The 18628-nt window shown below is 62.0% G+C and carries 15 protein-coding genes; 6 read left to right on the forward strand and 9 right to left on the reverse strand.

Going from position 1 to position 18628, the window contains the following annotated elements; genetic code table 11:
* Positions 1 to 2 precede the first annotated feature (2 nt).
* From HMPREF3101_RS10140 to HMPREF3101_RS10150, 3 genes are read left to right on the forward strand one after another with little or no spacing between them, the layout of a single operon-like run.
* Positions 3 to 947, forward strand: a complete 945-nt coding sequence (locus tag HMPREF3101_RS10140) for an N-acetylglutamate synthase, CG3035 family (RefSeq protein WP_070465177.1) — start codon at positions 3 to 5, stop codon at positions 945 to 947.
* A gap of 9 nt (positions 948 to 956) precedes the next feature.
* The gene (locus HMPREF3101_RS10145) at positions 957 to 1748 is read left to right on the forward strand and encodes an exodeoxyribonuclease III (RefSeq protein ID WP_070465183.1); all 792 of its coding nucleotides are present in this window, start codon (positions 957 to 959) and stop codon (positions 1746 to 1748) included.
* Between the two features lie 4 nt (positions 1749 to 1752).
* Positions 1753 to 3255 (forward strand): phospholipase D-like domain-containing protein, encoded by a 1503-nt coding sequence (locus HMPREF3101_RS10150; RefSeq protein ID WP_070465188.1) that lies wholly within the window; start codon positions 1753 to 1755, stop codon positions 3253 to 3255.
* 204 nt (positions 3256 to 3459) lie between these two features.
* Here HMPREF3101_RS10150 and HMPREF3101_RS10155 read toward each other — a convergent pair whose 3' ends face one another.
* The 4 genes from HMPREF3101_RS10155 to HMPREF3101_RS10170 all read right to left on the reverse strand — a co-directional run bounded on the left by HMPREF3101_RS10155 (position 3460) and on the right by HMPREF3101_RS10170 (position 6585).
* Positions 3460 to 4338, reverse strand: a complete 879-nt coding sequence (locus tag HMPREF3101_RS10155) for a DUF559 domain-containing protein (RefSeq protein ID WP_070465193.1) — start codon at positions 4336 to 4338, stop codon at positions 3460 to 3462.
* A 106-nt stretch (positions 4339 to 4444) separates the two neighbouring features.
* Positions 4445 to 5179, reverse strand: a complete 735-nt coding sequence (locus HMPREF3101_RS10160; RefSeq protein WP_070465196.1) for a hypothetical protein — start codon at positions 5177 to 5179, stop codon at positions 4445 to 4447.
* Entirely contained in the window at positions 5172 to 6110 is a 939-nt protein-coding gene (locus HMPREF3101_RS10165; RefSeq protein WP_070465198.1) for an ABC transporter ATP-binding protein, read from the reverse strand. Before HMPREF3101_RS10165 ends, HMPREF3101_RS10160 begins: the two co-directional genes overlap by 8 nt.
* On the reverse strand, positions 6103 to 6585 hold the full coding sequence (locus HMPREF3101_RS10170; RefSeq protein WP_070465225.1) for an NUDIX domain-containing protein: 483 nt from the start codon (positions 6583 to 6585) through the stop codon (positions 6103 to 6105). The genes HMPREF3101_RS10165 and HMPREF3101_RS10170 overlap by 8 nt, the downstream gene beginning before the upstream one ends.
* 26 nt (positions 6586 to 6611) lie before the next feature.
* Between HMPREF3101_RS10170 and HMPREF3101_RS10175 the strand changes: the two genes are divergently transcribed.
* From HMPREF3101_RS10175 to HMPREF3101_RS10185, 3 genes are read left to right on the forward strand one after another with little or no spacing between them, the layout of a single operon-like run.
* Positions 6612 to 7934, forward strand: coding sequence for a hypothetical protein (locus HMPREF3101_RS10175; RefSeq protein WP_070465200.1), 1323 nt, complete (start codon positions 6612 to 6614; stop codon positions 7932 to 7934).
* A gap of 44 nt (positions 7935 to 7978) precedes the next feature.
* Positions 7979 to 8926, forward strand: a complete 948-nt coding sequence (locus HMPREF3101_RS10180) for a glutamate ABC transporter substrate-binding protein (protein ID WP_246816732.1) — start codon at positions 7979 to 7981, stop codon at positions 8924 to 8926.
* Positions 8926 to 11319 carry a serine/threonine protein kinase gene (locus HMPREF3101_RS10185; RefSeq protein WP_083280213.1) on the forward strand — a complete coding sequence of 798 codons (2394 nt, stop codon included), beginning with the start codon at positions 8926 to 8928 and terminating at the stop codon, positions 11317 to 11319. The genes HMPREF3101_RS10180 and HMPREF3101_RS10185 overlap by 1 nt, the downstream gene beginning before the upstream one ends.
* A gap of 523 nt (positions 11320 to 11842) precedes the next feature.
* On the opposite strand, the gene HMPREF3101_RS10190 is transcribed toward HMPREF3101_RS10185, so the two are convergent.
* The 5 genes from HMPREF3101_RS10190 to HMPREF3101_RS12195 all read right to left on the reverse strand — a co-directional run.
* Positions 11843 to 13048 carry an acetate kinase gene (locus HMPREF3101_RS10190; RefSeq protein ID WP_070465230.1) on the reverse strand — a complete coding sequence of 402 codons (1206 nt, stop codon included), beginning with the start codon at positions 13046 to 13048 and terminating at the stop codon, positions 11843 to 11845.
* Between the two features lie 2 nt (positions 13049 to 13050).
* Positions 13051 to 14403: a phosphate acetyltransferase gene (gene pta / locus HMPREF3101_RS10195; RefSeq protein ID WP_070465204.1), complete on the reverse strand. Its 1353-nt coding sequence runs from the start codon at positions 14401 to 14403 to the stop codon at positions 13051 to 13053.
* A gap of 110 nt (positions 14404 to 14513) precedes the next feature.
* Positions 14514 to 15566, reverse strand: a complete 1053-nt coding sequence (locus HMPREF3101_RS10200; RefSeq protein WP_246816733.1) for an ATP-grasp domain-containing protein — start codon at positions 15564 to 15566, stop codon at positions 14514 to 14516.
* A 9-nt stretch (positions 15567 to 15575) separates the two neighbouring features.
* Positions 15576 to 16865, reverse strand: coding sequence for an adenylosuccinate synthase (locus tag HMPREF3101_RS10205; RefSeq protein ID WP_070465209.1), 1290 nt, complete (start codon positions 16863 to 16865; stop codon positions 15576 to 15578).
* 226 nt (positions 16866 to 17091) lie between these two features.
* The coding region (locus tag HMPREF3101_RS12195; RefSeq protein ID WP_210386196.1) for a Rib/alpha-like domain-containing protein at positions 17092 to 18628 on the reverse strand (1537 nt) is incomplete at its 5' end.

Below are 18628 nucleotides of genomic sequence, written 5' to 3' on the forward strand. Positions count from 1 at the left end.
TAATGTCGCGCGTTTTTCGTTCGGACCCGGTCACCGTTGGGGACCGGGTTGTGGTGCGCCAGCGTCGCGGTGACCTGGACAGTGACGTCATCGGATTTGTCCACAGCACTGATCCCCTGGTAATTCGTCGCGGCGAAGAGCTTGTGGAGATTACGCACCTGCACATTATTAAGAAGCTCTCGCCGCGCACGGTGCGCAATTCGGACATCCGCGCGGTGGAAACCGCCACCGCCAAGGCGTTTCCGGGACAGGAGCAGGTGCTCATCCAAGGCTGGTTGGCGCGCGCCGGTGCCGAGATCGCTGAGCGCTCCAACTCCGCCACGCCAATTGGCCACGCCGCGGGATTCCAGGCGGTGCCCTTAGACGAGATCACAAGGTTCTATCAAGAGCGTGGCATGCCGGTGCAGCTTCTGATTCCGGAGCGCATTGGCAAACCCGCACTGCGACTGATCGAACAGCACCCGGACGCATGGCAGTTGGGCGAAGAGATCGTTGTCATGACGCGTGAACTCGACGATATTGAATACGAGATGGACCCGCGCGTGCGCGTTACAGAGCAGCCGGATGAAGACTGGCTGTCGCTCTACCATTACCGTGGCCAAGACCTCCCCGCTGAAGCGGTGCTGGACCTAGCACAGCGCATTGATGGGGAGATCGGTTTTGCCAGCCTGGTAGAAGGCGGCGAAACCATCGCGGTCACGCGCGCCACGATTACTGCCTCCGAGGACGAGCGGCGTTGGCTGGGGTTTTCGGCGGTTGAGGTGGGTGGGCGGTGGCGTCGACAAGCAAAAGGCACTGTGCTGGGCCAAAGTGTGCTCGCGTGGGCCAAAAGCCGGGCTGACGCCGCATACCTGCAGGTTAGGGCGTCGAACGTGGCGGGGATCGCACTGTACACCAAACTGGGGTTTGTGGAACACCACCGCCACCGCTACGCACGGCTGGGCTAGTCTTACTGCATGCGAATTGCCACGTGGAACGTCAACTCAGTGCGAACCCGCGCTGAGCGCATCGGCGCATTCCTCACACGCGGTGACATCGACGTGTTGTGCATGCAGGAAACCAAATGCGCGGACGACAAATTCCCCTACTCAGTTTTCAACGCCTTGGGCTACGACGTCGCCCATGTTGGTTACAACCAGTGGAATGGGGTGGCGATTGCGTCCCGAGTCGGCCTGGAAAACGTACGCCACGAGTTCGAGCGCCAGCCGGCGTTTGCCAAAACCGGCGAGCCTGTGCGCGAAGCCCGCGCCGTGGGTGCTGTCTGCGGCGGGGTAGACGTGTGGAGCCTGTACGTGCCCAACGGCCGCGAAATCGGCGACCCGCATTACGACTACAAGCTGGAGTTCCTCTGGCGCCTCGCGGACGTGGTTCAGCCCTCATCCCATCAGGTGCTCTGCGGTGATTTCAACATTGCGCCGCGTGATGAAAACGTGTGGGACGTGTCGTTTTTTGAAGGCCGTACGCACGTGACCGAACCGGAGCGCGCCGCGTTCCAAAGGCTGCTGGAAGCCGGTCTGACGCAGATCCGACATGAGGAGCCGTACAGCTTCTGGGACTACAAATCCGCACGCTTCCAGCGCAACCAAGGCATGCTGATCGACTTCCTGCTGGCCACCGCTCCTTTGGCGCGCGGCCTGGAGCGCGCCTGGGTTGACGTGGAGGAACGCTCCGGCAAGGGCGCGTCCGACCACGCTCCGGTGATCGCGCAGTTTGATACGCACACGCTTGATATAGACGCGGTGCGCTAGCGGCATGGACGTTTCGTGGTGGCAGGCGGCGCTGTTCGCCTTAGATTTTTTGATCAAACTGGTCATGATCGGTGTTGTGCCGGGCGGCCGCAAACCGTCCAGCGCCAACGCCTGGCTACTGCTCATTCTGTTTGTGCCCGTGCTTGGCCTGCCGCTGTTCCTGCTCATGGGCTCGCGGATTGTCTCCCGGCGCCGCCACCGCATCCAAGTGGAAGCGAAGAAGGCGTTGGATGACATCCACACGGACATCCCGGATCAGCCTTGCCCGTTGGAGAGCGAAGCCTCCGCTATCGTCCGCCTCAACCGCACGCTCACCGGCTACCCGGCGCTGGAGGCGTCCGTGCCCGCCATGTGGACGGACTACGACATGACAATGCGGCGCATGGCCGAACTCATTGACAGCGCCCAACACGACGTGAACATCGAAATCTATGCCGTGGCCTGGGATGATACCACCGGCGTAGTCTTCGAGGCCATCGAGCGCGCCGTCGCCCGCGGCGTCCACGTCCGCCTGCTGTTCGACCACATCGGCTCCCAAAAATACCCCGGCTTCCGCGCGTTGAAGAAGCGCCTGACCGAAATCGGCGTGGACTGGCACATGATGCTCCCACTCGCCCCGCTGCGTGGCCGCTGGCGTCGCCCGGACCTTCGGAACCACAGGAAGCTTTTGCTTATCGACGCCAACGTCGCCCTCCTCGGCTCATTCAACCTCATCGACCGCACCTATTTGTTACGTAGACATAGACGCGCGGGCAGGCAGTGGATCGACGCATTCATCGAAGTGCGCGGACCCATCGTTGCGTCTTTGGAATCCATGTTCGCCGTGGACTGGTTCACCGAATCCGGCGAAGTCCTCGAACTGCGCTCCCCGCGCGAGGTGGAGGGGTATGGCACTTTGGTTGGTTCGGCTGGTGTTGGGGCTGGTTCGACTGGTGTTGGTGACGTGAACGTCGTCCAGCTGGTGCCCTCCGGCCCCGGCTACCTCACCGAGCCGAACCTGCGCATGTTCAACACCATGATCCACCACGCTCGCGAACACCTGATCCTGTGTTCCCCCTACTTCGTTCCCGAAGACTCCCTGCTAGAGGCCATCACATCCGCCTGCTACCGCGGCGTCCGCGTGGACCTCCTCGTCAGCGCCAAAGCCGACCAGTTCATGGTCCAACACGCCCAATCCTCCTACTACGAGCAGCTTCTAGACGCCGGCGTCCACATCTGGGAATTCCCCGCCCCGTATGTGTTGCACTCCAAGTTCGTCCTGGCAGACCCTGGCACTGGCGACGCCGTCGGCGTCATCGGCTCCTCCAACATGGACATCCGCTCGTTCTCTTTGAACTACGAGTCCTCCCTGTTCATCGCCTCCGGCTCCCTCCTGCCCGCGCTTCACGACCTAGCGAAGAACTACATCGCCGTCTCCCACGAACTCCTCCCCCAAGTTTGGGAGCAGCGCCCCTGGTACCGCCGCTACATCGACAACGTGATGAAACTGACCTCGGCGCTGCAGTAGGCCCGGCGCCGCTGCTCCGGCCGGCGTCCACAAACATCGGATAGAGCGCTGCAGCCGCCAAACATCGGATAGCAAACATCGGATAGGGCCGAAAAAGGGCCAAAAACGCCTCTATCCGATGTTTGCTATCCGATGTTTGTGTTTCGGGACCTGGCTTCTACCCGCCACGCAGCACCCGCGCACCCGGTCGCACCCACGCAGCCGCTACCCGGACGCGCGCAGCATGCGATGGACTTCGCCGATCCACCAGGCTTCGTCCCATATCTGGTCACTGAACAGGCGAAACACGGGGAATCCGGCAGCACGAAGCGTGTTTTCGCGCTTGAGTTGGCGAAGGACAACGTCGTGAGGTTGGTCGCCGTATTTGGCGTAGCCGTCGGCTTCCAGGATGAGGCGACCGTCAATGAGGAAGTCCACCCGGTAGCCGCTTATAACTACTTGCTGCTCGTAGGGGATGTTGTGGCGGATGAGTATGGTGCGGACGATGGCTTCGAGGGCGGACTCACTTAGCCAGGACGGCGTCTTCAGCACTAGGCGGGCGTTGCCGATGCCTTTCGTTCCGGAGAGTCTGTTGACCAGGCGGGAGAGTTCGTGCCAGAGTTCGCGGGCGTCTTCGCGGTTGAGGCCGCTGAAAAGGTTGTCGAAGGCGACAATGCCGTGGTCATAGCCGTGCAGCCTGGCAATATCTACGGCAGTGCGGATTGGCGTGGTGCAGCGGATGTGGTGGGTGAGGTGGACGTCGGCGTCGATAAGCGGAAGCTGCACATAGCTGTGGCCGTCGAACCAGCGACTTTTGGCCGATGGGCGACCACCGGGCAGCGCTAATTCCACCTGTTCGTTGGGGGTTTTCATCACCCACATTCCCTGGAGGCGTGCGGCGGAACGGCCGACCAGTACCGCGCGGCGGCTGCTTAAGCCGGCGGCGTAGGTGCGCAAGAACTCTTTCTCGTAGCGTTTTAACTGCTGGTAGTCAGCGGTGTCTACGTAAATGCGATGCGCAATTTCGTGCATCTGCGCGGTGTCTAATTTTGCGTGCAGCGCCGCATCGGTGGAGGAAACGTGCCGCACGAGTTTGGTGGTCAAGGCATGAAGATGATTGTTTTGGTTCACGCCTTTTATTGGTAGCCGCTAAACGCGCTGGTGGGAACCCATTTCGTGTCCACTTTAATGGACACGAAACAAGGGAACCTTAGGCGTCGCGCGCCGCGGTCAACGCCACGCCAACACCCCAGACAACAATGGCCCACACGGCGAATACGCCGAAGCCGGGCCAGACGGAGTCCCAGTAGGGGGTCGGCTGGTTGGTCATGAACGCGATGATGTTGCCAAACGGCATGAATTTGACCAGGTCAGCGCCAATGTTTGGGATCATGCTAACGATGGATTCCAGCACTAGCAGCAGCGCCATGCCAATGACCACGGTGCCGGCGGTGTTGCGCACGATCCAGCCGATGCCCTGTACGAACAGGCTTACCAGCGCCATCCCCAGCGGCACGGCCCACATGGCGCGTTGCGTGGCGGAGTTGGTGGGCCAGTTGGCGGAGACGGGTGCGGTGAGATCTGCAAGCGTCAGCGCCGCCGCCAGCGCCACGGCGCACACCACAGCCGCCAGCACAGCGCCGAGCACCACTTTCGCTGCGGCTACTTTCCAGCGCTGTGGCGCGATGCGGAAGTTGGTGGCGGGGAGGCCGAAGCGGTATTCGGTGGTCACCACCATGGATTGCTGCACGATCATCACGATGATGCTGGTCAGCGACACCGTGGCGATCACGGTCAGGGGAACATAGGGGATGGTGCCCAAGCGCGCGGTCCACGCGAACAGCGCCCCGTAGCCGGCGGCGATCAGCACGGTCAGCCCGGAGGTCCACCAGAAGGCGGCGGTGGTGCGTAGTTTGGTCCATTCGGCAGGCAGAAGATTAAGCATGAGGACCCTCCAGAGCAGAAGCAGAAGCAGCGTATTGGGTGTGGCCTTCGGTGGATTGCATGTAGGCGTCTTCGAGCGAGGCGCGTCGCTCGCTCAGCTCGGCCAGTTGCACGCCGGCTGCAAATGCCGCCGCACCGACCTCGTCGCTGGTCATGTTGGGCACTTCGATGGTTGGGCGCCCGTCGGCGTCGATAGTCTCGGTGTACTCATTGAGCACCCCAAGGAGCTTTTGCTTATCGACGCCCCCGCCAACCCTCACCACCGTCACCACCGCAGAGTTACCGCGGATGAACTCAGCAACGGAAGTATCGGCAACGAGCTTGCCCTTGCCAATGACGATGAGGTGGTCTGCGGTTTGCGCCATCTCTGCCAAAAGGTGCGAGGACACGAGCACGGTGCGGCCTTCGGCGGCAAAGGACTTCAATAGGCCGCGGACCCAGCGGATGCCTTCGGGGTCGAGGCCGTTGACGGGTTCGTCGAGGATGAGAATTTCGGGGTCTCCAAGCAGCGCCGCCGCGATGCCGAGGCGCTGGCTCATACCAAGCGAAAAGCCGCCAACACGCTTACCAGCAGCCTGAGAAAGGCCAACCAGCGAGAGCACCTCATCAACGCGTGAGGCAGGCAACCCCGCCGCCTGCGCCTGCCACAACAGAGTCGCACGCGCGGAGCGGTTCGGGTGCACACCCTTGGCGTCCAACAGTGCGCCCACCTTGCGGGTGGGGTTGGCAAGGGCGGAATAGGGCGCGCCGTCGATGAACGCCGTGCCCGCAGTCGGCTTGTCTAGGCCGAGAATCATGCGCATCGTGGTGGATTTACCTGCACCGTTCGGGCCCAAAAAGCCGGTGACGTGACCGGGTTGGACGCTGAAGGTCAGGTCTTCCACGGCGGTGACTGCGCCGTAGCGCTTTGTCAGGCCTTGTACTTCAATCATGCGCAATAGTATGCCCCACGCGCGCCAGAACTGTTGGCAGCGAGGCGGCGAAACCGGGGTGCAGCGGCAGCGCCGCTCCACCGGAGCCAGACTGAGCGAGCTCCCCGAGCGGGACCCAGCGCAGCTCCACGCTCTCCTCATTCGCGGCGAAGGGCAAGCGAGATTCCGCCGAAGCGATCACGGTGGTGTAACTCCACCCCGGCACCTCGAACGTAACCACGCTTTCTACAACGGTGACCAGCGAAGGATCGATGCCGCACTCCTCTACCGTTTCGCGCAACGCGGCTTCGGCGGCAGTTTCGTGGGAGTCGCAGGCGCCACCGGGGATGCCCCAGGTGTCGCCGTCTGCGGTCCAGGGGGCGCGGTGTTGGAGGAGCACGTGGTCGTCGGCAAGCAAAAAGAGCCCTGCGGCACCATAGAGGCCCCAGAATTTGTGGTTGTGGTGGTGGACCCAGCCGTTTCCGTCGCCAAGCATGAGCCCCACTGTAATATTCTTGGGGAATGTTCGACGATGCCTGGCTTGATAGCGCCGAGACCGCAACGCGGCGGCGCTTTCAACTGGTGCGTATTCCGGCGGGGCTGGCATCCACTCCGGGGCGGCTGGTGGCGATGATGCTGGTGCTAACGTTGGCGCTACTCGCGGCCGGTTTTTCCATGAGCCAGTCCATTGCGGCCCGGCAACGGGCGCTGGACACGCTGATTACCTCCACGGAGCCGATGGCGCATTCGGCGCACCTGTTGTACAACAGCCTGAGCCAGGCGGACACGATTTCCACCAACGCGTTCGTGCAGCCCGGCCTTCTGTCAAAGGAGCAGATGGAGGCGTACGCGGCGAGTATTGATCGCGCGGCCGCCACTGCTGCCGATATTCATGAGGGCGCGGTGACCACTGTCGGCGGTGGCGCGGGCGCGGAGGCCACGCGCACGACCATCACCAAACACGTCACCGATATTCAGCGCGACCTGCCTGTTTACACCGGTTTGATGGAGCGCGCGAAGGTGAATCAGCGCATTGGTAACCCGGTGGGTGTGGCGTACATGACACAGGCCAGTTCCGTGATGCGTGACGGGATGCTGCTGAAAGCGGATCGGCTCTCGCAGCTGACGCAGGAGGAGGTGGCGCGTGAGATGCGGCGTCTGTCCGCGCCGCAGTGGGTGCCGCTCAGTGGTCTGTTTGCGGCGCTTGGGTTTTTGCTGGCGGCGCAGTGGGCGCTGTGGCGCGTGTTCCGCCGCCGCTTGAACAAGGGGTTCGTGGCGGGAACGGCAGCGATTGTGATTGCGATCGGGTGGGTCGGTGCGGCCAACTACCAGGCGTGGGAGTCCGGCGCGGTGGGTTTTGAGAGCGCGGCAGATCCCTGGCAGCAGCTGGCGCGGGCGCGTATTGAGGCCCAGGAGACCCGCACGGATGAGACGTTGGCGTTGTTGTCGAGGCGGTCGGTGACTAGGGCCTCGCAAAGCTTCGCGCTGACCGGCGAGCATATTCGCGACGCGTTGGATGCGGCGGAGTCGCTTGGCGCGGAGGTGGACCCAGCGCGCGGAGCGCTATCCGCCTGGTCGCAGGAGCACGCTGAGCTGGAGCGTTTGCTTGCCGACGGCCGTTTTACCACCGCCATCGACCTAGTCAACGGCAGCACCGCGTATGCGGATTTAGATGAGCAGCTGCAGCAGTTGATTAACTTCTCCCGTGAGAATACGCGTGAGTTCATCAACGCGTCCTTGGATGCGACGAGGCTGGTGTCTACCGCGGTGGCGGGGTTGACGTTGTTTACGGTTGCGTGCATTTGGGCGGGTATTCGCCCCCGGCTTGGGGAGTACTACCGATGAAGCGCATTCCTCTTGTCTTTTCCGCTTGTGCAACAGTTGCCGTCATGGCAACCGCCTGCACAAGCCCCCCACCCCCGCCCGCGGGCGATCCGCCGTTGCCCACGCGTGAGCCGCTGCTCCCACCGGGCGCGTTCCTGGACCCGCCGGGTGTTGAGCCGGACGGCGAGTACGCTTCCACGCCTGACGAGTGGGGATGGCCGGGTTCGCTGCGCCCCGGGACACAGGAGCAGCGCGACGGTCCGAACATGCAGCGCATTCGTGAACGCGGCCGTGTGTTGGTCGGTGTGGATCAGTCGCAGTATTTGTTGAGTTACCGTGATCCCTCAGCAGGCGAGATGCGCGGCTTTGAGGTGGACCTGGCGCGTGAGATTGCCCGTGACGTGTTCGGCAGCCCGGATCACGTGGAGTTCCGTTTCGTGGAATCCGCCTCGCGCGCGGAGGCGCTGCGCTCAGGCGATGTGGACATTGTGATTCGGACGATGTCGGTCACACCGGATCGTGCGGAAATGGTGTCGTTTTCCACGCCGTATCTCACGTCATATGTAAGGATGCTCGCGCCGCGCGACAGTGACGTGAAGAGTCTGGAGGATTTGCCGGGGAAAACGGTGTGTGTGGTTGACGGCACGAACCTGCTGAACCTGGTGCGTGAGAAGGTGCCGGGCTCTGAGGTGCTGCGCACCCGTTCCTGGTCGGATTGTTTGATGGCGCTGCAGCAGTACCAGGCGTTTGCGGTGATTGGAGATGACACGTTGCTCGCCGGCATGGTCGCCCAGGACCCGCTGATGGAGATTTTCCCGGAGCGTCTTGCGGAGCAGCGTTACGCCGTGGGCGTGGGTCTGGGCCATGATGATGTGGTGCGTCAGGTCAATTTCACGATTGAGCGCTTGCGTAGCGACGGCACCTGGACCCACATGTACAACCAATGGCTACGCACTTCCCTTGCAGAGTCTTGGCTACCGCGGCAGATGTACGCGGAGGAGGGTGAAACGTAGTGAGCAACCAGCAACATGCAGAGCCGGGGACCGGCACGCATGAAAACGGACACGAGGAGCCACTTGCAGAGCCGACGCAGGCGGTGCACTTCGACCCGTTCGCCGATGATGACGATGAGCAGGCTGAGCCGGCTGAGTATCCAGGCACGGAAGCCGTTGCCTTCGACCCGTTCGCGGATGATGACGATGACTTCCACGACGAACCTCTCGGCGACATGGCTGGTCTGCTCAAGGAGATGGAGAGCCAGCGCTCAAGGCTCAAAGCGTTGGATACGTTCCGTGAGCGTCGTGGGGCCCGGCGCGCCAGCCGCATGGTGGCGGACGGCATGGTGGAGTTGCCGTGGGTGACACCGACGGTCCCGTCGGAGTCACTGATCAACCCGGAGGATACGAAGGCCGCTCCCCCAGCGCTGAAACCGGGTGACATGGTGGCAAACCAGTACGAGATCATGGGCGTTATTGCCCACGGCGGCATGGGCTGGATCTACTTGGCGCAAGACCACTTCGTGGCAGGGCGTGTGGTGGTGCTCAAAGGTCTGCATTCCACGACGAATGCGGACGAGGCGGCGGCAGCCGCCGCGGAGCGGGAATTCCTGGCGGATATTACGCACCCAGGGATTGTGAAGATTTTCAACTTCATCGATGATCCACGGGTTCCGGGTGGGTTTATTGTGATGGAGTATGTGGGTGGGCCGTCGTTACGCAGCCAGCGCAAGGCACCGCTGGAGCCGGACGTGGCGATTGCCTACATACTTGAGGTGTTGCCGGCGCTGGGGTACCTGCACAGCCGCGGGGTGGTGTATAACGATTTGAAGCCGGACAACGTGATTGTCACCGAGGACCAGGTCAAACTGATTGACCTGGGTGCAGTCTCCGGTATCGGTGCGTACGGCTACATCTATGGCACGCGTGGCTTCCAGGCGCCGGAGGTGGCAAGTGATGGCCCGTCGATTGAGTCGGACATTTACACCGTGGGGCGCACGCTTGCGGCGTTGGTGATTGACCTGCCGTCTACCGATGGCGTGTTTGAGCACGGCATCCCATCACCCACCGATGAGCCACTGTTTCGCCGCTATACCTCGCTGTACCGGGTGCTTGCGCGCGCGTGCGATCTGGACCCGGAGCGCCGCTTCCACTCCGCCCACGCGATGGAGCTGCAGCTTCTTGGCGTGTTGCGTGAGGTGCTGGCCATCCGCGACCGGGTGACCTTTCCCGCCCAGCATTCGCTGTTCTCCCCGCAGAGAACCACCTTCGGCACCAAGCACTTGGTGTTTCACACTGACCAGCTTATCGACGGCATCACGCGCACCGTCGAAATCACACCACCCGAAGTAGTCGCTGCACTGCCTTCCCCGCTTATCGACCGCCACGATGTGGGTGCTGCCATGTTGCAGGGTTCCTCCTACGCGGAGCCGCAGGAAACGCTTGAGATGTTGCGCCAGGCGATGCGGACCCCGCAGTACGAAGAGTCCATGGAAATCCCCTTCGGTGTGGTTCGCAGCATGTTGGACTTGGGGTTGACGGGGCAGGCGTCCAACTGGTTGTCCTCTCTGGATGAGCGTTACGGGCGTAATTGGCGCTACTACTGGTACTCCGGCGTGGTGGATTTGCTGCAGGAGGATTTCGTGGCGGCGCAGCGGGACTTCTCTGCGGTGTTGGAGATCCTGCCTGGTGAGGCCGCGCCGAAGCTTGCCCTTGCCGCCACCGATGAGTTGCTGCTGCAGCGTTCCGGGGAGAACACCACCGAAATGCTGGATGACGTGTTGGCGCGTGCGAGTGCGGGGTTGAGCACTTCGCTTGCAGACGTCCCGACGTCCTTCTTCCACAACCTCACCCAAGACGGCTTGCTCGATCCCACCTGGACGATGGTTGCGGATGACCCCGCGATGCTTCGCTTCCACGCCATGCGTTTATATGCGTTGGTGTGGGCGGCGAACCCGACGACGGTGTCGTCCGCGTTTGGGTTGGCGCGCCAACTGATGCACGAGGGGGAGGTGGAGCTTGCGGTTGCTGCGTTGGATAAGGTGCCACAGTCTTCGCGGCACAACCGGATGGCGTCCTTGACTGCGATTTTGTGCCTGGTAAACCGTGAGCTCACGGAGTCTCGGATCCGGGCGGCGGCGCGCCGACTTGAGGAGATCCCGAATACGGAGCCGCGTTTCCTGCAGGTGAAGATCTTCGTGCTGCGTGCGGCGTTGACATTTTTGCGTGACAACGACGTGGCCACCGCGGCGTCCGGCAAACAATTGTTCGAGTATGACTTCACGTTACGGGGCCTTCGCCGCGGCCTTGCACTGACGCTGCGAGAGCAGGCACGCGTGGCGCCCTATGCAAAGCACCGCTACGCGCTGGTAGACATGGCGAACAAAGTCCGCCCCGCCACGTGGTTCTAGCGCTTCGGGGTTTGGGGTTGGGGTTTGGGGTTTGGGGTTTGGGGTTTGGGGTTTGAGCACCCCGCTCGCCGAGCCTCGACCTTTTGGCCAGGTCGGTCAGACATGAGCCAGGTCGGTCAGACATGGGCCAGGTCGGTTCGGCCGTCGATCTCAACAGATATGCATACGTCGATATGCATAGGCAATGGTCAGAGCGTTTTTTCAATAACGGCCCCGTTAATGAAAATGGTCCGCGACCTGCAGGTATGCATATCGAGGTATGCATATCTGTGTTCTGGAGGGGTCGCCTCGCCCCTTCACCCGACGCGGCCGAGGACGTAGTCCACTACTCGGCTGGGATCGTTTCGGTATGCGTATGATCGGTGGCGTTGACGGCAACTGTTGCGCCTTTTTAGCAGCGGCGGGGCAGCGCGGGGCGCGCGGTGTGCGCTAGGCGTAGCGCAGGGTAGCGCAGAGCAACGACGGGGCGCGCTAGGCGCAGCGCAGCGCAGCGCGGGGTAGCGCAGAGCAACGACGGGGCGCGCTAGGCGTAGCGCGCCGCGACGGCAGCGGCTTTTTGCGCGATCGCGAGCTCCTCGTTCGTTGGCACCACGAGCACTTTGACGCGGGAGGCGTCGGTGGAGATGATGCGCGGGCCGTCGTTGGGCAGGCTGTTACGCTCCGGATCGATTTCCACGCCGAAGTTTTCCATGGTGTCCAGCGCGTCGGCGCGTACGAACTTGTCGTTTTCGCCGACGCCGGCGGTGAACGTGATGGCGTCCACACGGCCCAGGGCGATCATGTAGGCGCCGATGAAGCGTCGCAACTGGTTGATGTAGACGTTGTATGCCAGCCAGGCGTCTTCGTTCTCATTGTCAATCATGGCGCGCAGTTCGCGGAAGTCGTTGACACCAGCGAGGCCTTTGACTCCGGATTGGCGGTTGAGGAGGTTGTCGATTTCGTCGATAGTCATGCCGCCCTCGCGCACCAAGTGAAAGATGATGCCGGGGTCAATGTCGCCGGAACGGGTGCCCATGACCAGGCCGGCCAGCGGGGTCAGCCCCATGGAGGTGTCAATGGCGTGGCCGTTTTCCACCGCGGAGGCCGAGGCGCCGTTGCCAAGGTGGAGCACGATTTGGCGGGTGTGGTGCGGGTCGCGCCCAATGAGCGCCGGCACTTGAGAGGAGACGAATTCGTGGGAGGTGCCGTGGAAGCCGTAGCGGCGGATCAGGTTGCGCTGCGCCACTTCGGCGTTGATGGCGTACAGTGCCGCAGCGGGTGGCAGGTTGCGGAAGAATCCGGTGTCAAACACGGCAACGTGCGGGATGTCCGGCAGCAGTTCGCGGGCGACTTCGATGCCGTCGATGTTGGCCGGATTATGCAGTGGCGCAAGTGGGATAAGGGAGCGGATCATCTCCACCACTTGGTCCACAATCAACTCGGGTTCAGAAAAGACCATGCCGCCGTGGACTACACGGTGGCCAACTGCGGTTAGTTCGAGTTGGGTGGGTCCGACCCCCTTGGAGTCTAGAAGCTTAAACGCTTCGCGCAAGCCCACCGTGTGGGTGGGAATATCGCGTTGGACTACCCATTTGTCTTCGCCATGTTTGACGGTGAGGCGGCCCTGGGGCTCACCAATTTGTTCCACCAGGCCCGAGACAAACGGGGGGTCAGCTGCGGTAGCGGTGGGGTCGACGATCTGGAACTTCAGCGAGGAAGACCCGGAGTTAATAACAAGGACGTAGCTCACAATCATGCACCTGCCTGGATCGCCGTGATGGCTACGGTGTTGACAATGTCGGGCACGGTAGCGCCCCGGGAGAGGTCATTGACCGGCTTGTTCAGGCCCTGCAGCACCGGACCGACCGCGAGTGCGCCGCCAGTGCGCTGCGCGATCTTGTACCCGGCGTTGCCGGCTTCAAGGTCGGGGAAGATGAACACGTTTGCTTTACCCGCCACTGGTGAGTCGGGGGCTTTCTTCGCGGCAACACCAGGGTCGCAGGCTGCGTCGAACTGCAGGGGGCCATCCACGCACAGGGCGGGATCGGCGCTGCGTGCCGCAGCGACGGCCGCGACGGCACGGTCCACATCCGGGCCGCTGCCGGAGGTGCCCGTGGAGTAGGACAGCATTGCCACCTTCGGGTCCAGACCAAACTGGGAGGCAGTGCGTGCGGATGCCACCGCGATCTCCCCGAGCTGCTCGGCGGTGGGGTTGGGGTTTACCGCGCAGTCTCCAAACGCCCACACCTTGCCGTTGAGCACCATCAAAAATACCGAGGACACCACGGAAGACCCGGGCGCGGTTTTGATGATCTGGAACGACGGTTTGATGGTGTGCGCCGTGGTGTGCGCAGCACCGGATACCATGCCGTCCGCAAGCCCCTTGTGCACCATCATGGTGGCAAAGTAGGAAATGTCCTTCATGGTTTCGCGCGCTTCATCTACAGTGACGCCCTTGGATTTACGCAACTGCGCAAAGTCTTCGGCGAACTGCTCCAAAAGATCAGACTCTAGGTGGTGTAGCACCGTGGCCTTGGACAGGTCGAGGCCCAGTTGTTGGGCGCGCTGCTCAATGTCTACCGGGTTGCCCAGGATGGTCAGTTTGGCAATGTTTTTGGCCAGCAGTTGATCCGCCGCCTGCAAAATCCTGTCGTCTTCGCCCTCCGGCAGCACGATGTGCGACTGGTGGGACTTCGCCTGCTCTAGCAGCCAGGTTTCAAACACCGCGGGCGACATCACCGGGGCGGCCGGGCTAAGTGCCACGCTGCCCAGGTTGTCGGCCGTGACCACTTCGGCAACGCCGCCGCCTTCATCCACGCGGCGTTTGGCAAGGGCCCCCGCACGCTCGTCGTGCGCCAGCAGCAGCACCGGCACGCCGAGCGCCGCCGCCACCTCAGCGTCAAAGGCGTAATCCCCCGTGCCAACAAACAGCACTCCGCCGCTTGTGGTGCGCAGCGCCTCCAGTCCTGCGGCATAGGCCTGTGCCAAATCCTCGCTGTTGACCTGGGCGATTGTGAGACCGCGCTGGGTGGCTAGCGCGTCAAGGTCGACCCCTTCAAGAGAGCGGTTTACAGGGGTGAGCAGCAGTGAGGTTCCTTGCGTCATCGAAACACCTTTCTCTGGGGAGCCTTTGTACCGAGTTTTGCACTCAGGCTTTTACAAACGCCTCCCAGTTTAGCGGCGCAAGTTTCGCGGCGCACCGCCTTGCTGGGGGCCTAGATCGGTGGGGAATTTTTCAGCGCCTGTACCGCCTGCGCCGCCCGCTGGCGCGCCTCATCGACGGTCTCCGCGCTGGAGCGCACCACCACGTCGCCGTCAGCAGTGCCAAGTACTTCAACGGAGGTCTCCTCCACCGCCAGTGCTCGCGCCAGCGCTTGAACCGTCACCCCTTCCGGGAGGGTGATGAATTGGCAGGCGCCGGGGGTGGTCAACGTGACGTCTATAGGCAAACCAAGCGAAGCGCGCGCAAACAGCTCAAACTGGTCCCTGCGCTGCGTCAGAGAGGTCAACATGCCGTCCCACCCCAGCACCGGGTGCGCTTGGGAGAAGTACACCTCCTCGCCGTCCATAAACAGCTCAATGGCAAACAGGCCCAGGCAATCCAGGGCGGAGGTAATACGTGCCGCGATGGATCGTGCGCTGCCCATCGCTGCTTCGCTTATCGACGCCGGCTGCCACACCTCAACCAACCCACCCCCAGCATCATGGTGGGTGCCCAAAGGCTCACAAAACCACGTGGCCAACTCACCGGTAGCCGGGTCGATGGAACGCGCCGTGAGAATGGTGACCTCATAGTCAAACTCGATGTAGCGCTCCACCAGCGCCGGGGTGGGCACCCCTGCCAAATCCATCCCTGCGTCAGCGTCGTGCAACACCACATTGGTGCGCCCGTGCTTGATCACACACGGGTACCCAATGGTTGCAACCGCCTGCTCCAGACCCGCCAGATCAGCGGCGTACTCGTAGGCCAACGTGGGCAACCCGAGCTCCTCCGTGGCTTTCCTACGCAGCGCCGCCCGATCAAAAGCAACGCTGCACGCCTGGGTGGACGGCGCCACCGCAACACCGCTGTGCTTAAGGGCATCAAGGGTGGCGGCATCCACCGCGCCGCCAATGACAACCATGTCCGTGTCGGCGCCGGCGCCAGTCGTCTCCAATGAACCCGGGCTCAGGGAGGGGGTGCGTTCGACGGTGGCTCCGAGCCGCTGATAAGCAGCCTCAAGCTCCCTTGCCGCCGGACCGGAACCAAGGACCTGGATGTTGCGCACGCTCACGGCCTACCTAGCCAGCACATCATTGCGAACAATGGTCTGATCCCTGCCCGGACCAACCCCAATGTAGGACATGGGCGCGCCCGAAAGCTCCTCTAAACGCAGCACGTAATCCTGCGCCTTTGCCGGCAGCTCAGCAAACGTGCGGCACTGCGTGATGTCTTCATCCCACGCCGGCATCGTTTCATAGATCGGCTCCGCGTGGTGGAACTGCGACTGGGTCAACGGCATCTCATCGTAGCGGACACCATCTACGTCATAGGCCACACAAATCGGGATTTCACCAATACCCGTCAGCACATCCAGCTTGGTCAAAAACAGGTCCGTGAACCCATTGACCCGGCTTGCGTATCTAGCAATTACCGAGTCATACCAGCCAGTACGACGCTTCCGGCCAGTGTTCACCCCCACCTCACCACCAACCTCTTGGAGGTAGTCGCCCCACTTATCAAACAGCTCCGTTGGAAACGGACCCGCCCCAACTCGCGTGGTATATGCCTTAATAATGCCCAGCACCGCCGTAATCCGCGTCGGCCCAATACCCGCACCCACACACGCGCCACCCGCAGTCGGGTTCGAGGAGGTGACAAACGGATACGTGCCGTGATCCACGTCAAGCATGGTGGCCTGGCCGCCCTCCATAAGCACACGTTTGCCCTCATCCAACGCGCAATTGAGCACGTACTCCGCATCAATCACCATCGGTTTGAGCCGATCCGCGTAGTGCAGGAAGTACTCCATCGTCTCATCCACCGAAATGGCGCGACGGTTATACATCTTCACCAGCATCTGATTTTTCACATCCAGCGCCGACTCAATCTTCTGGCGCAAAATGGACTCATCAAAAATGTCCTGCACGCGCAGGCCCACGCGCGCCACCTTATCCGCATAGGTTGGGCCAATCCCGCGGCCAGTGGTACCAATGGCGCGTTTGCCTAAGAAACGCTCCTGCACCCGATCCAACGTCTGGTGATACGGCGCCACCATGTGTGCATTCCCCGAAATACACAGCCGCGAGGCATCGGCGCCACGCGCCTCAAGCCCGTCGATCTCTTCAAACAGCGCCTCAAGGTTGACCACAACACCATTGCCCAGAATCGGCGTTGCGTTATCTGAGAGCACACCCGCCGGCAGCAGCTTCAACTCATACTTCTCCCCACCGACTACCACCGTGTGCCCTGCGTTGTTTCCGCCGTTGGGTTTGACCACGTAGTCAACGTGCCCCCCGAGAATGTCGGTAGCTTTGCCCTTCCCTTCGTCGCCCCATTGGGCTCCCACAATGATTACGGCCGTCATAGTGCACTCCTTATGCGGTGGCAATAAACCATAGGTAGTCTACCCCCAAACTCCCAGCAAACCGGAATCTGTCCAATGCTTCATCCAGCTTCACAGGCCAGGGTTACAGGGTATCCGGGCAAAGCAAAACCCGGCCGCCGCCAGGCCTTGAGTGCCAAGGCCTAGCTACGACCGGGAAGGGGGCGCCCCGTATCAACGGGGCGCTAGATTTTCGTGTCTAGTTCCCTTACTTCTTGCTGCTCTCTGCGGAAGAGCCCGGCTCCGAAGAACCGCTGGAGCCCTTCAAGCTGGAGTTCGCCTTCGCCTTGCCGTTTTCGATGTCCTCGATGGAGGAACCATCACCCGGCGTACACGCGGATGCGATTGCAGAGATCGTTGCAATGCCAGCCAGCAGTGCCAGCAGGCCAGCACCTGCGGTAGCCAAGTCGATGCCGAAGGAACGCAGACGAATGTCAATCTCCTGCGCGGTGCGTGCCGCCTGCGGGTTGAAGATGTTGAGGTTGCGCTGCAGATCATTGTTCACAGACTGGATCTGCAGGGACAGCTCATCTACAACCGGGGTCAGGCCAGGGATGTTCATCCGCAGCGCCAGGCCCAGCGGGACCAGTGCTGCCAGCGGCAGACCGAAGCCCAGGGAAGTGGCGATGCAGCGCTGACGCTCATCATTGGTCAGGCTGGAGTGGCTGCTGCCATCCGGCTTAGCGACAGTAACCGTGACGGTGTCAATGACCGTGCCGTCCTTGTCCTTGACCGTGACGACGATCTTGTCACCTGGCTTCGCGTCCTTGTTCGGCGTCACCGTGAGAGAGCCGTCCGGGTTCAGTTTCGCGGAACCTGGGCCCTTGACATCAACGGTTGCACCTTCCGGAACCTTGCCACCAGTGTTCGGAATGGTCTTTTCCTCACCCGGCTTCGCGGTCGTGTCGTCCCAGTTCGGCTTTTCAACAATCGTCACCGTGGTGGTGTCGATGTCGTTGCCGTCCTTGTCCTTGACAGTGACCTTGATCTTGTCGCCCGGCTTCGCGTCCTTGTTCGGCGTCACCGTGATGGTGCCGTCCGGCTTCAGTTCAGCGGTGCCTGGGCCGTCAACCTCAACGGTTGCGCCTGCAGGAACCTTGCCACCAGTGTTCGGCACATCCACCGGCGTATCCGGCCAGGTGTCCGTGTCGTCCCAGTTCGGCTTCTCAACGACGGTCACCGTGACGGTGTCGATCTCGTTGCCGTCCTTGTCCTTCACAGTGACGACGATCTTGTCACCCGGCTTCGCGTCCTTGTTCGGCGTCACCGTGATGGTGCCGTCCGGCTTCAGTTCAGCGGTGCCTGGGCCGTCAACCTCAACGGTTGCGCCTTCCGGAACGTCTGCACCGGTATTCGGCACATCCACCGGCGTACCCGGCCACGTGGTCTTGTCGTCCCAGTTCGGCTTCTCATCCGGCTGGCCCACGGTCACCGTGAACTCGTCAGTGTCCTTCGAGCCATCCGGGTAGGTAACCTCTACTGGAATGGTGACCTTATCGCCCGGCTTCGCGTCAGCAGGCGGGGTGACGGTGATGGTCTCACCGTCAGGCTTAACCTCGATCTTCCAGTCCTGGATGTTTTCTGGGACATCGACCTTGGAGCCCTCAGGCAGCTTCTCGCCTTCATTCGGCACGTCTACCGGCGTACCCGGCTTGGTGGTCTGGTCCTTCCAATCCGGAGTAACCGTATCCGCAATCGGGGTGGTCGGCTTATCCTTCGGTTTGTCGTTCGGATCCAGCGGGTTC

The organism is Corynebacterium sp. HMSC29G08 (assembly GCF_001806875.1).
Lineage (GTDB): Bacteria > Actinomycetota > Actinomycetes > Mycobacteriales > Mycobacteriaceae > Corynebacterium.